General features: G+C 69.0%; 9 protein-coding genes. 2 read left to right on the top strand and 7 right to left on the bottom strand.

The window, feature by feature from the left end:
- Positions 1 to 27: 27 nt before the first annotated feature.
- The 5 genes from topA to ACFFU4_RS17170 all read right to left on the bottom strand — a co-directional run bounded on the left by topA (position 28) and on the right by ACFFU4_RS17170 (position 6,221).
- Positions 28 to 2,706, bottom strand: a complete 2,679-nt coding sequence (gene topA / locus ACFFU4_RS17190) for a type I DNA topoisomerase (RefSeq protein WP_377071099.1) — start codon at positions 2,704 to 2,706, stop codon at positions 28 to 30.
- Positions 2,707 to 2,806: 100 nt separating this feature from the next.
- Positions 2,807 to 3,985 carry a DNA-processing protein DprA gene (gene dprA / locus ACFFU4_RS17185; protein WP_377071097.1) on the bottom strand — a complete coding sequence of 393 codons (1,179 nt, stop codon included), beginning with the start codon at positions 3,983 to 3,985 and terminating at the stop codon, positions 2,807 to 2,809.
- Positions 3,986 to 4,353: 368 nt separating this feature from the next.
- Positions 4,354 to 4,851, bottom strand: coding sequence for a hypothetical protein (locus tag ACFFU4_RS17180; RefSeq protein WP_377071095.1), 498 nt, complete (start codon positions 4,849 to 4,851; stop codon positions 4,354 to 4,356).
- Positions 4,852 to 5,025: 174 nt separating this feature from the next.
- A complete protein-coding gene (locus ACFFU4_RS17175; protein WP_377071093.1) occupies positions 5,026 to 5,727 on the bottom strand; it encodes a response regulator in 702 nt (233 codons plus the stop codon).
- The gene (locus ACFFU4_RS17170; protein ID WP_377071091.1) at positions 5,724 to 6,221 is read right to left on the bottom strand and encodes a MarR family winged helix-turn-helix transcriptional regulator; all 498 of its coding nucleotides are present in this window, start codon (positions 6,219 to 6,221) and stop codon (positions 5,724 to 5,726) included. Before ACFFU4_RS17170 ends, ACFFU4_RS17175 begins: the two co-directional genes overlap by 4 nt.
- A gap of 163 nt (positions 6,222 to 6,384) precedes the next feature.
- Between ACFFU4_RS17170 and ACFFU4_RS17165 the strand changes: the two genes are divergently transcribed.
- A complete protein-coding gene (locus ACFFU4_RS17165; RefSeq protein WP_377071090.1) occupies positions 6,385 to 7,251 on the top strand; it encodes a branched-chain amino acid aminotransferase in 867 nt (288 codons plus the stop codon).
- A 355-nt stretch (positions 7,252 to 7,606) separates the two neighbouring features.
- On the top strand, positions 7,607 to 10,015 hold the full coding sequence (locus ACFFU4_RS17160; RefSeq protein ID WP_377071088.1) for a ligase-associated DNA damage response DEXH box helicase: 2,409 nt from the start codon (positions 7,607 to 7,609) through the stop codon (positions 10,013 to 10,015).
- A 361-nt stretch (positions 10,016 to 10,376) separates the two neighbouring features.
- Here ACFFU4_RS17160 and ACFFU4_RS17155 read toward each other — a convergent pair whose 3' ends face one another.
- Both ACFFU4_RS17155 and ACFFU4_RS17150 read right to left on the bottom strand, forming a co-directional pair.
- Complete coding sequence (locus tag ACFFU4_RS17155) at positions 10,377 to 11,075, bottom strand: fumarylacetoacetate hydrolase family protein (RefSeq protein ID WP_377071087.1); 699 nt, start codon at positions 11,073 to 11,075, stop codon at positions 10,377 to 10,379.
- A 269-nt stretch (positions 11,076 to 11,344) separates the two neighbouring features.
- Positions 11,345 to 12,487 (bottom strand): alpha-D-ribose 1-methylphosphonate 5-triphosphate diphosphatase, encoded by a 1,143-nt coding sequence (locus ACFFU4_RS17150; RefSeq protein ID WP_377071085.1) that lies wholly within the window; start codon positions 12,485 to 12,487, stop codon positions 11,345 to 11,347.
- Positions 12,488 to 12,497: the final 10 nt, after the last annotated feature.

Here is a 12,497-nt window from a genome sequence, read left to right as displayed (position 1 = left end):
TTTTGAAGATTTCGAGGGCCCCCTGCCTCAGCCCACCTTCTTGCGCGCGGAGCTCTTGGGGGCCGCCTTGCCGGTCGTGCTCTTGGCCGCGGTCTTCTTGGCGGCGGTCTTCTTGGGTGCGGCTTTCTTCTTGCCGCCGGACTTGGCCGCCTTGGCCGTGATGAGATCGGTCGCCGCCTCCAGCGTGATCTCCTCGGGGGTCGTATCCTTGGGCAGGGTGGCATTGATCTTGCCCCACTTCACATAGGGGCCGTAGCGCCCCTCGAAGACCTGCACCGGCCCGCCCTCTTCGGGGTGTTCGCCCAGCTCTCGCAGCGGCTTGGCGGCCCCCCGCCCGCGCCCGCCGGGATTGGCGCGCTTTTCGGCGAGCAGCTCCACCGCGCGGTTCATGCCGATCTGGAACACGTCATTGGGGTCCTTGAGATTGGCGTAGACCGGTTTGGCGTCGTCGGGTCCCTGGTGCATGATGTAAGGGCCGTAGCGACCGAAATTCGACTTGATCGTGCCGCCATCGGGATGCTCGCCCACCTCGCGCGGCAGGCTCAGCAGGGTGAGCGCCTTTTCCAGCGTCATTTCGTCGGCCTTCCAGCCCTTGGGCAGGCTGGCGCGGTCGGGTTTCTTGTTGTCCTCGGTGGCCTCGCCGCGCTGCACGTAGGGGCCGAAACGGCCCGAGCGCAGGGAAATCTCGTTGCCGTGCTCGTCCTCGCCGAGGATGCGGTCGCCGTTTTCCGCGGCGTCGCCGCCGATGGGACGGGTGTAGCGGCATTCGGGGTAGTTGCCGCAGCCCACGAACCCGCCCGATCGCGAGGTCTTGAGATGCAGTCGCCCGGTGCCGCAGAGCGGGCATTGGCGCGGGTCGCCGCCATCCTCGCGCGGGGGGTAGAGCGTGGGGGCGAGCGCGTCGTCGAGCACGTCGAGCACGTCCTTGATCCGCAGTTCGGAGGTCTCGGCGATGGCCGCCGAGAAGTCCCGCCAGAAGCGGCTCAGCACCTCCTTGTAATCGGCCTCGCCGGCGCTGACGCGGTCGAGATCCTCCTCGAGATTGGCGGTGAATTCGTAGCCCACGTATTTGCGGAAGAAGTTGATGAGGAAGGTGGTGACGATTCGGCCCTTGTCCTCGGGGACCAGGCGGCCCTGATCCTTGCGGACGTATTCCCGCTCCTCGATGGTGCCCAGCACGCTGGCATAGGTGGAGGGGCGGCCGATACCCAGCTCCTCCATCTTCTTGACCAGCGTCGCCTCGGTGTAGCGCGGCGGTGGCTGGGTGAAGTGTTGCAGGCCCAGCACCGCCTCGTTGTCCGAGAGCATGGCGGCGGCGGCGTCCTTGCCCTCCTGCGCCCTGGCGAAGTCCGCACGCAGCGAGGCCCCGGCGAAAGCGGCCTTGTCGCCCTCACTGATCTGCGGCAGGCGACGGTCGTCGTCGTCGGTGGCGACATCGTCGCGCCCCTCCTCGTAGACCTTGAGGAAACCGTCGAAGAGCATCACCTGCCCGGTGGCGCGCAGCCCCACCTGGCCGTCCGCGCTACCGATTTCGACACTGGTGCGCTCCAGCCGGGCGGCGGCCATCTGGCAGGCCAGCGTGCGCTTCCAGATGAGGTCGTACAGCTTGCGCTGATCGGCGTCTGATATCCGCGCCCTGCCCGCGTCGCGCGTCATCTCGGTGGGGCGGATGCATTCATGCGCCTCCTGCGCGTTCTTGGCCTTGTTCTTGTACATGCGCGGCGATTTCGGCAGGTAATCCGCGCCGTAGCGGTCCTTGATCGCGTCGCGCGCGGCCATCACCGCCTCGGGGGCCATGTCGATGCCGTCGGTCCGCATGTAGGTGATCAGCCCCGCCTCGTAGAGCCGCTGCGCCGCCGACATGCATTGCCGCGCACCCATGCCGAACTTGCGGCTCGCCTCCTGTTGCAGGGTGGAGGTCATGAACGGCGCCGAGGGGTTGCGCGTGGCCGGCTTGGCCTCGACGCCGGTGACGGTGAGGGCGCGCGACGCCACCGCCTGCACGGCCATGTCGGCCTGCGTGACGTTTTCCAGGCCGTACTTGTCGAGCTTGTCGCCCGCCAGCGTGACGAGGCGGGCCTCGAACTCCTGCCCGCGCGGCGTGGTGAGACGGGCCTTGACGGACCAGTATTCGCGGGGCCTGAACGCCTCGATCTCTTCCTCGCGCTCGACGATGAGACGCAGGCAGACCGATTGCACGCGCCCCGCCGAACGCGCGCCGGGCAGCTTGCGCCAGAGCACGGGGCTGAGATTGAAGCCGACAAGATAGTCGAGCGCACGGCGCGCCAGATAAGCCTCGACCAGCGGCGCGTCGATCTCGCGGGGGTTCTTCATCGCCTCGGTGACGGCGGATTTGGTGATGGCGTTGAACACCACGCGGCTCACCGGCGTGTCCTTCCTGATGGCGCGGCGCTTGCGCAGGGCCTCCTCGAGGTGCCAGCTTATCGCCTCGCCCTCGCGATCGGGGTCGGTGGCGAGAATAAGCTCCGGGTCATCCTTGAGCGCGTCGGCGATGGCCTTGACGTGCTTGCGCGCGTCGGCACCCACCTCCCATGTCATGTCAAACCCGTTCTCGGGATCGACCGAGCCGTCCTTGGGCGGCAGGTCGCGGACATGGCCGTAGCTTGCCAGCACCGTGTAGTTATCGCCGAGATACTTGTTGATCGTCTTGGCTTTGGCAGGCGATTCTACGACGACGACGGGCATGGGCACTCCTTCCGGCTCTGGGAGCCGCTTATGGCGGCGCACCATGTGGGCTGGCAAGGGGCTTTGTCAACGCGGTGGCGGGGCGCGGTGATGGCGGCGGTCAGGAGGCGAGCGAGACGAGGCCGCCGGGGTGGCGGGTGATGCGCCCGTCGAGTTCGAGCGCGACGAGCGCCGGGGTAACCGCCTGCGCCGGGCTGGCGAGATCGCGGATGAGCTGATCCTCGGCCAGCGGCGAGGGGCCGAGGCGCGACAGGATCTGGCGGTGCAGGGCGGCGGTGTCGCGCAGGGTGCGTGACGGCGGCGTATCGTCGCCGGGCGGCGGCGGCGCGGCCCCCGTCCCGGTCGTGGCAGGCGCGAGCGGCATGTCGGCCTGGTGCGGCGCGGATTGCCGGGGCAGCGCCTCGATCACGTCGGCGGCGCTGCGCACCAGCGTGGCGCCGTCGCGGATCAGCATGTTGCAGCCCGCGGCGCGGGCGTCGATCGGGTGACCGGGCACGGCCATGACCTCGCGGCCCTGATCGAGCGCACTGCGCGCGGTGATGAGCGAGCCGGATTTCGCGGCGGCCTCGACCACAACGACGGCGCTGGCGAGCCCGCTGATGAGCCGGTTGCGCGCCGGGAAGTGGCGCGCCTGCGGCACGAGGCCGGGGGGATGTTCGGACAGGCGCAGGCCGCGGCGCAGGATATCCCCGGAAAGCCCCGCATTTTCCGCCGGGTAGATCACGTCAACGCCCCCGGCCATCGCCGCGATGGTGCCGTGTTCGAGGCTGGCGCGGTGGGCCGCGGTGTCGATCCCGCGGGCAAGGCCCGAGACGATGACCCGGCCCTGCCCGGCAAGCTCCGCGGCCAGCGACCTCGCCATGCGAAGCCCCAGCGAGGAGGCGTTGCGCGCGCCCACGAGGGCGATCGCGGGGCGCGCGAAAATCGCCGGATCGCCCATGATCCAGAGCACCGGGGGCGCGTCGGTCAGGTCGCGCAGGGCCGCGGGATAGGCGGGCTCGGCGCAGGTGAGCAGCCGCGCCCCCGCCGCCGCGCCGGCGCGCAGCTCGGCCTCGGCCACGCCCGCAGGGCACGCGCGGTAATCGGGCACACCGGCGGCGCGGGCCACCTCGGGCAGGGCGTCGAGCGCGGCGGCGGCGGAGCCGTGTTCGGCGATCAGGCGATGGAAGGTCCGCGGGCCGACCCGGCGGGAGCGCAAGAGGCGAAGCCACTGGACCCGCTCATCTTCCGTGGTGGGTGGGAGTGGGGGGTGAGTGGAAGGATGTGTAACCTTGGGCATCCCGTGACCTCGCCAACTTGCACCGACAGCAATAGCGCGGGCAGGGTTAATGCGGGGTAAACCGACATCGGGTGAGTCGCGGAATTTTCCGGAAATTCCATCAAGCTGTTGATATTATGTATTAATATAAATTTCGCCGCTGGCCTGCACAGGGTCGGTATCCTGTCGGTATCGCGGCGGTGGCGGGGCGCGGGCGGCGCGGCGGGGCGTGATCGTGACCACGACGCGCGGTCGCGGCACGCGACGGCAGGGTTTGCACGCGGGGGCGCGCGGGCGCGGTACGCCTGCCCGTCCCGAACCGGCCGACAGGGTGACCGGGGCACGCGGCGGGGACAGCGCCCCCGCCAGCCCCCGCCAGCCCCCACCGGTCAGGGGGCGTCGCCGATCTCGCCGGTGAGGGTAAAGAGCCGCTTTGGCCCGCCCGCCGGCTCGATCCTGAGCGCGCCGACGCCGCGCTTGCCTGCGAACTGTCCGGTGCCGCTCACCAATTCCCAGAATCCGTTATCGTGCAACGCCGGTTTCTCCGCACCTTTCATGAACACCGCGCGCACGGTGAACCTGACGATGGCAACGTCGCCATTGCCGGCCTCGAAGCGCAGATAACCCTGCGGGTCTCCCGCGTTGGGCGGGTCGATGTCGTGCCAGCCGAACTCGGTGACATCGGCCCCGGCGAGCACGCCGTCGCCCTCGGAGACGCCCTCGCGGCGCACGGCGAGCACGAAATGCTTGGTGCCGTCGCCCATCTCGAAGCGCATCTGCTCCTGCGGGTCGAGCACGGTGGTGACGGAAACCGGCGCGGCCAGCGCGGTGCCGGCAAACAGCGCGAGGCCGGTTGCGGCGGCGGTGAACATTCTGGTCAATGGCATGTCGGATCACTCCTGTTGAAAATGGCGCGGCCCCGGCGGGGCCAAAATAGCGCGGCCCCGGCGGGGCCATGCCAGAAGGCGGCGCACGCCCCCGGAACTCAACAGCAAAGCGCGGCCAGGCGCGTCACATTTACGTGTGTGAATGTATCATCCGGGGCGGTCAGTCGGGGGCGGTCAGTCCGGGGTGAGCATGTAGCCCTCGCCGCGCACCGTTTGCAGGTAGCGCGGCTGTTTCGGGTCGGCCTCGATCTTGCGGCGCAGGCGGGTGATCTGCACGTCCACCGCGCGCTCCTGTGCCTGCCCGTCGTCGCGGCCCAGCTCTTCCACCAGCCGCGCGCGGCTGATCGCCTGCCGCAGGTTGCCGGCAAAGATGCGCATGAGCTGCACCTCGGTGGCGGTGAGCTTGACCGGCACGCCGCCACGGTTCAGCTCGCCGCGCTCGATATCGTAGCGGACGGGGCCCATCTGCACGACCCTGGGCTGCTTGTCCTCGGCTTGCGGCTCCGGCATCCGGCGCAGGATGGCGTTGATCCGCAGCAGCAGTTCGCGCGGCTCGAACGGCTTGGGCAGGTAGTCGTCGCCGCCCGCCTCCAGCCCCTCGATGCGGTCGCTGGTCTCGCCCCTGGCGGTGAGCAGCAGGATCGGGGTTGTGCTGGTCTCGCGCAGGGCACGGGTAAGGTCGAGCCCGCTCTCGCCGGGCATCATCACGTCCATCACGATCAGGTCGAAATCGAGCCCCACCAGCACCCGCCGCGCATGCGCCGCGTCGCGCGCCACCGACACGAGAAAGCCTTGCCGGATCAGGAATTTGCGCAGCAGGCCGCGGATCCGCTCGTCATCGTCCACGATCAGCAGGTGCGGGGCGGGCTCGGTCATGTGTCGGACTCCCTGATCGCGTGATAGAGGCGGCGCAGCTCGGGCTCCATCATCGCCTCGAGCACCTGGCGGAACCCGGCCACCGCCTGCGGACCGGCGGCGCGGTAGGCGGCGCGCATCCGCGCGCGCTGTGCGTCCGACAGCCTGCGCTCCAGCGCCGCGCCCGCCTCGGTGAGGTGCAGGTGCCGCTCGCGCCGGTCGGTGGTGCCGACGCGGCTCTCGACCAGCCCGTCCTCGATCAGCGTCCGCAGCACGCGGTTGAGCGATTGCTTGGTGACGCCGAGGATGGCGAGCAGGTTGTTGACCGTGGTGCCGGGGATGCGCGCAATGAAATGCAGCGCCCGGTGATGGGCGCGGCCATAGGCCATCGTCGCGAGGATACGGTCGGGATCGGCGGTGAAGCCGCGATAGGCGAAGAACATCGCCTCGATCCCCTGCCGCAACTGCTCGTCGGTGAGAAACAAGAGGTTCTCGCCGCCCTGCATCTCTCCCATACCGGCACCTCGTTCACAAATCGCCCTTCACGTTCCCGACATTAAGTCAGCTTTATTGACATTCCAAGATCGAATTGGTAGCGAATCGCGGAAACTGCGTAATTTCATGTCCGATGTGGTCGTATCTTGCGCAATAAATGCAAATACTGTGAAGGACAGGCTCATGGCAAGCTATGACGATCGCGACGGCAAGATCTGGATGGACGGGGCGCTCATCGACTGGCGCGACGCCAATGTGCATATCCTCAGCCATGCGCTGCACTACGCAAGCTCGGTGTTCGAGGGCGAGCGTTGTTACAGTGGCAAGGTCTTCAAGAGCCGCGCCCATTCCGAGCGGCTGCTGAAATCGGGCGAGCTGATGGATATGCCGATCCCCTACACGGTGGACGAGATCGAGACCGCCAAGCGCGCGGTGCTCGACGCCAACGGCCTCAGCGATGCCTATGTCCGGGTGCTGGCGTTCCGCGGCGCAGGCGAGGACATGGGTGTCGCGGCCGCGCGCAACCCGATCCGCATGGCGGTGACCGCCTGGGAATGGGGCAGCTATTACGGCGATGCCAAGACCCGCGGCGCGAAGCTCGATATCGCCAAGTGGAAGCGCCCGAGCCCCGAGACGATCCCGGTCGCGGCCAAGGCGGCGGGGCTCTACATGATCTGTACCATGTCCAAGCACGCCGCCGAGGCCAAGGGCTGCTCGGACGCGATGTTCCTCGATTACCGCGGCTACGTGGCCGAGGCGACGGGCGCCAACATCTTCTTCGTCAAGGATGGCGAGGTGCACACGCCGCTGCCCGACGCGATCCTCGACGGGCTGACGCGGCAGACGGTGATCGGGCTGCTGAAGGATCGCCAGATCAAGGTGCACGAGCGCCACATCCTGCCCGAGGAGCTGGAAGGTTTCCAGCAGTGCTGGCTGACCGGCTCTGCCGCCGAGGTGACGCCGGTGGGACAGATCGGGGATTACAGCTTCGAGGTGGGGGCGATGACGCGCGACATCTCGGACGCCTACGAGGCGCTGGTGCGCGCCTGAGCCGGGCGGCGGGGCCGCCGGGGGCGAAATCCGCGACGCGGGGACCGGGCCAAGAGCGGGGCGGTGATGTCGATGGCCGGAGTCGTCGTGAAGGGGGCGGATGGCCTGTTGCTGCCATTCGCCTGCCTCGCATCGCGCGGAACAAGGCGCGCTTGCGCGCCGCCGCGCGATCGCCAGCCCGCATGCCGGGCTCATGCCCTTACCCTGCTTGAACCGGGTATCTTGTGTCAGGGGGCGACCACCTGGCTATTGAGTGATCGATCAACTGATCAAACCATCCGACTGACTTGCGCTGTCCGCTTGTCGCCGGACTTGGGGATTCAAATGTTTCGGCCGATCCACTAGCTTGCGCTCCATGAGCGTGCCTCCAGCCCCCATCGCCCAATGGTTCGCCGCCCGTGACTGGCAGATGCACTCGCATCAGCGGGCCATGCTCGACCGCGCGGACGATCCGGCCACGCTGCTGATCGCCCCCACCGGCGGCGGCAAGACGCTGGCGGGGTTCCTGCCGACGCTGGCCGATCTGGCGCAGGGCGATCACGCCGGGCTGCACACGCTCTATGTCTCGCCGCTCAAGGCGCTGGCCGCCGATATCCGGCGCAATCTCACGCGCCCGGTCGCGGAGATGGGCCTGCCCGTGCGCGTCGAGGACCGCACCGGCGACACCTCCGCCCACGTCAAGCGGCGGCAGCGCGCCGACCCGCCGCATATCCTGCTGACCACGCCCGAGAGCTTGGCGCTGATGATCTCCTACGAGGACGCACCGCGCATCTTCGCCGGGCTGCGGCGCGTCGTGATCGACGAAATCCACGCCCTCGCCGAATCGAAGCGCGGCGATCAGCTCATGCTGGCGCTGGCCCGGCTCACGACGCTCTGCCCCGATCTGCGCCGGGTGGGGCTGTCGGCGACGGTCGAGGATCCGCCTGCCCTCGCCCGTTTCATGGCGCATCGCGATCATCGCTGCGACATCCTGAACGCCGATCCCGGCCCCGACCCCGATATCGCCATGCTGGAAACGGCCGAGGCCCCGCCGTGGTCCGGGGGCGGCGGCGCGTATGCGATTCCCGCCGTTCTGGATCAGGTGCGCCGCCACAGGACCACGCTCATCTTTCACAACACCCGCGCGCAGGCCGAGATTTTCTTTCACAACCTCTGGCTTGCCAACGACGACGCGCTGCCCATCGGCATCCATCACGGCAGCCTCGACCGCGCGCAGCGCGAACGGGTCGAGGGCGCGATGGTGCGCGGCGAGTTGCGCGCCGTGGTCTGCACCGGCAGCCTCGATCTGGGGCTCGACTGGGGCGATGTCGATCTGGTCATTCAGGTCGGCGCGCCGAAGAACGTCAAACGCCTCGTGCAGCGGATCGGGCGGGCCAATCATCGCTACAACGCGCCGTCCAAGGCGCTCCTGGTGCCCGCCAACCGGTTCGAGGTGGTCGAATGCCTCGCCGCGCTTCAGGCCGTCAAGGATCGCGATCTGGACGGCGAGCCGCGCGGCCCGGGTCCGCGCGACGTGCTGTGCCAGCATATCCTGATCGCCGCCTGCGCCGGGCCGTTCGAGGCGGACGCGCTTTATGCCGAGGTCGCCTCTGCCGGGGCCTATGCCACGCTCACGCGCGAAGACTTCGACGCCTGCCTGGAGTTTTGCGCCACGGGCGGCTATGCGCTCAGGGCCTATGACCAATGGCAGCGGCTGAAACAGCGCCCCGACGGGCTCTGGCAGCTACGCGACCCGCGCAGCCCGCGCCTCATCCGGATGAATATCGGCACGATTCAGGACACCGATACGCTCAAGGTACGGATGCGCCGGGCACGCGGCGGCAAGCCCCTGGGCGAGATCGAGGAAGGCTTTGCCGCCTCGCTCAGCCCCGGCGACACCTTCCTGATCGGCGGGCAGATCGTGCGCTTCGAATCCCTGCGCGAAATGGTCGTCGAGGTCAGCCGCGATCCCGGGCGCACGCCGAAAATCGCCACCTTCATGGGCACCAAGTTCGCCACCTCGACGCAACTGTCGGAGCGTATCCTCGCCATCCTCAACCAACCCGACTGGCCCGGCCTGCCCGCCCATATCCGCGACTGGCTGGCATTGCAGCGCAGCGTTTCGGACATGCCCCAGGCGGGGCGCCTGCTGATCGAGAGCTTTCCGCATGACGGGCGCGAGCATGTCTGCATCTACGGCTTTGCCGGGCGCAACGCGATGCAGACGCTCGGCCTGCTGGTCACCAAGCGGATGGAGGAAGAGGGCCTCGCGCCGCTGGGGTTCGTGGCCACCGATTACGCCACGCTGATCTGGGGGCTGGAGCCGCTGACCGATGCCGCCCCGATCTTTGCCCGCGAGGCGCTGCGCGAAGGCCTTGAAAGCTGGCTCATGGGCAACGCGGTGATGAAGCGGACATTCCGCGCCTCGGCCACCATCGCGGGCCTCATCCAACGCAACAGCCCGCAGGCGCGCAAGACCGGGCGGCAGACCACGATGTCGTCGGATATCCTCTATGACACGCTGGTGAAATACGACCCCGGCCACCTTCTGCTCGACATCACGCGGGCCGAGGCCATGCGCGGGCTGGTCGATTTCGGCCGCATCGAAGAGATGCTCGACCGCATCAATGGCCGCATCACCCTGCGCCGCCTGTCCCGCGTGTCGCCGCTGGCCGCGCCGCTCTTTCTGGAGGCGGGCCGCGTGCCGGTGGCGGGGGCGGCGCAGGAGCGTCTGCTGGCCGAAGAAACCGGGCGGCTGATGGCGGCGGCGGGGCTGCCGGGGTGAACGGGGCGTGTCGCGGGGGCTGTGCGCGAATCGCCTGGAGGGGACATTGAGATAAGCCGCGCCATCGCATGTCCGCGGGCAGGCGACCCGACCGTCTTTTCAGTGCGCTTTATCCCTGCATACCCGCAAAACATGCACTCGGCGCGCTGGCTTGACCACATCGCCTGTCCGTCACGCCGAAGGCGTGCCGCGTATACCGGCGCACCTCCGGTGCGACGGGGCGGACATGCGATGGCGCGGCGGGCTTCGCCCTTGATTCCGCGCCGGGACCAGAGAGGCGAACGGCCGCAACAGGCCAGGACCCGTCCCCACCGGGCCTCCCTCCCCCCGAAAAACCGGCCGCCGCGCCGGTGCCACGCCGTTACGCGCCCGCGCCGATCGTCACCTCGACCGCCGGCAGCCCGTCGATCTCGCCCCGCATGCGATCGCCCGGCCCCACCGGCCCCACGCCCGCCGGTGTGCCGGTGTAGATCAGGTCGCCGGCAGCCAGGTGATAAAACCGCGACAGGTGCGCGATGATCGCGGGCACCGGCCACACCATTTCCGACAGCCGCGCCGCCTGCGCCACGCGATCCCCCACCATGAGGCGCAGCGCCTGCGCCCCGATCTCGCCAAAGCGCGCCCTGGGCGTCAGCGCGCCGATGATCGCCGCGTTCTCGAAATCCTTGCCCAGGTCCCATGGCCGCCGCGTGTCCTTGGCCTGCGATTGCAGGTCGCGGCGCGTCAGGTCGATGCCGCAGCCATACCCCCAGACCGCCGCCATCGCGTCGGCCTCGGACACCTCAAAGGCGTCCGCCCCCAGCGCCACCACGAATTCCATCTCGTGATGGCAGTCCTGCGTGCCCGGCGGATAGGGGATGGTCGCGCCGGACAGGCACAGCGCGTGGGCCGACTTGGTGAAATAGAACGGTGCCTCGCGATCCACCTCGTTGCCCATCTCGGCGGCATGGGCGGCATAGTTGCGCCCGACGCAGAAGATGCGCCGCACCGGGTAGCCGCGCGCGTCGCCCTCGACGGGCACGAGGGGCGGGGCGGGGATGTCGAAAAGCGGCTCGGTCATCGGGGTCTCCGGTGCAATGGATTGGAAGCGCACCCGTTATGCGCCGGGCTTGTGGCGGTGTCAAAAAGGAGGGCCGCTGCCCAACGCGCGCCACGGCCGGGAGCCTTTTCATCTTGTCGCAGGCAACCCTTCCGTTTGACGGCAGGCACTTTTGGTGTCGACACCTGGGAGAATGTGGACGGGGCTGCATGAGGCCGTTCATGGGCTGTTCCCGCCATTCGCCTCCCTGGCCCCGGCGCGGAATCAAGGCCGAAGGCCGCCGCGCCCCCTCACCCCACGCGCCGCCCCTGCGACCAGACACCCCGCACCGCCGGTACATCCCCGCGCAGCCCGAACCGCACGAGATCGCCGCGCGCGCCCGCTTCGATCCGCCCCCGGTCCTCCAGCCCCGCGGCCCGCGCCGGGCCCAGTGTCACCGTGGCCAGCCCCCGCGCCATGTCGCCCCAGAGCCTGCCCAGAAGCACCGCCGAATAAAGCAGCGCCGAGGGCACGTAATCCGACGACAGGATGTCGAGATGCCCCGCCTCCGCCAGCTCCCGCGCCGCCACGTTGCCGGAATGCGACCCGCCCCGGATCAGGTTGGGCGCGCCCATGATGACGGCAATCCCGCGCCCGTGGCAGGCCCGCGCCGCCTCCGCCGTGGTGGGAAACTCGGCCAGCCGGATGCCGTGGCCCTCCGAAACCGCGACCTGCTCCTCGGTGGTGTCGTCATGGCTCGCCAGCACCGCGCCATAGCGCGCGGCATGGGCCACCGCCGCCGCCTCGTGCCGGTCGCCATTGGCCGCGCGCAGCGCCTTGAGCTGCGCCACATGCGCGGCAAACCCGGCATCATCGAGCCCATGCTTGCCCTTTACATAGGTCTCCAGCTTGGCCATGTCGCGAAACTGCCGCTGTCCCGGCGTGTGATCCATCAGGCTGACGATGCCCACCCGGTCGCCGGTGCCAAACGCCTCCATCTCGGCCTCCAGCGTCTCGGAACAGACCTCGGCGCGCAGGTGCAGGAAATGGCTGATCCGCAGCGCATCCCCCTCGCGGAGCGCCCACAGCTCGTTGGCTAGGCCCCGCGCATAGGCCCCGTAGCGGCCCAAGCCGGTGGGGATCGAGCCCACCCGCATCGCATCGAACACCGTGGTGATGCCGACGCTGGCCAGTTCGGCATCATGGGCGAGGATCGCCGCCGCGTGCGGCCAGTCCACGCCGGGGCGCGGCTGAATGTGCCGCTCAAGGTTGTCGGTGTGCAACTCCACCAGCCCCGGCGCCAGGTAATCGCCGCCGCAATCCACCGCGCCGGGCGGCACGCCCGCGCCGTTGCCGATATCGGCGATCCGGCCCGCGCGCAGGCACAGCGACCCGCACCGCACCTCGCCGGGCAGCACAAGGAGGGCATTGGCGAGAATGGTTTCTTCTGTCATGTCACCGTCA

Source organism: Roseovarius ramblicola (assembly GCF_042430665.1).
Classification (GTDB): Bacteria; Pseudomonadota; Alphaproteobacteria; order Rhodobacterales; family Rhodobacteraceae; genus Roseovarius; species Roseovarius ramblicola.
The sequence above is the reverse complement of the archived record's forward strand: the minus strand, read 5'-3'. Positions and strand labels throughout refer to the sequence as shown.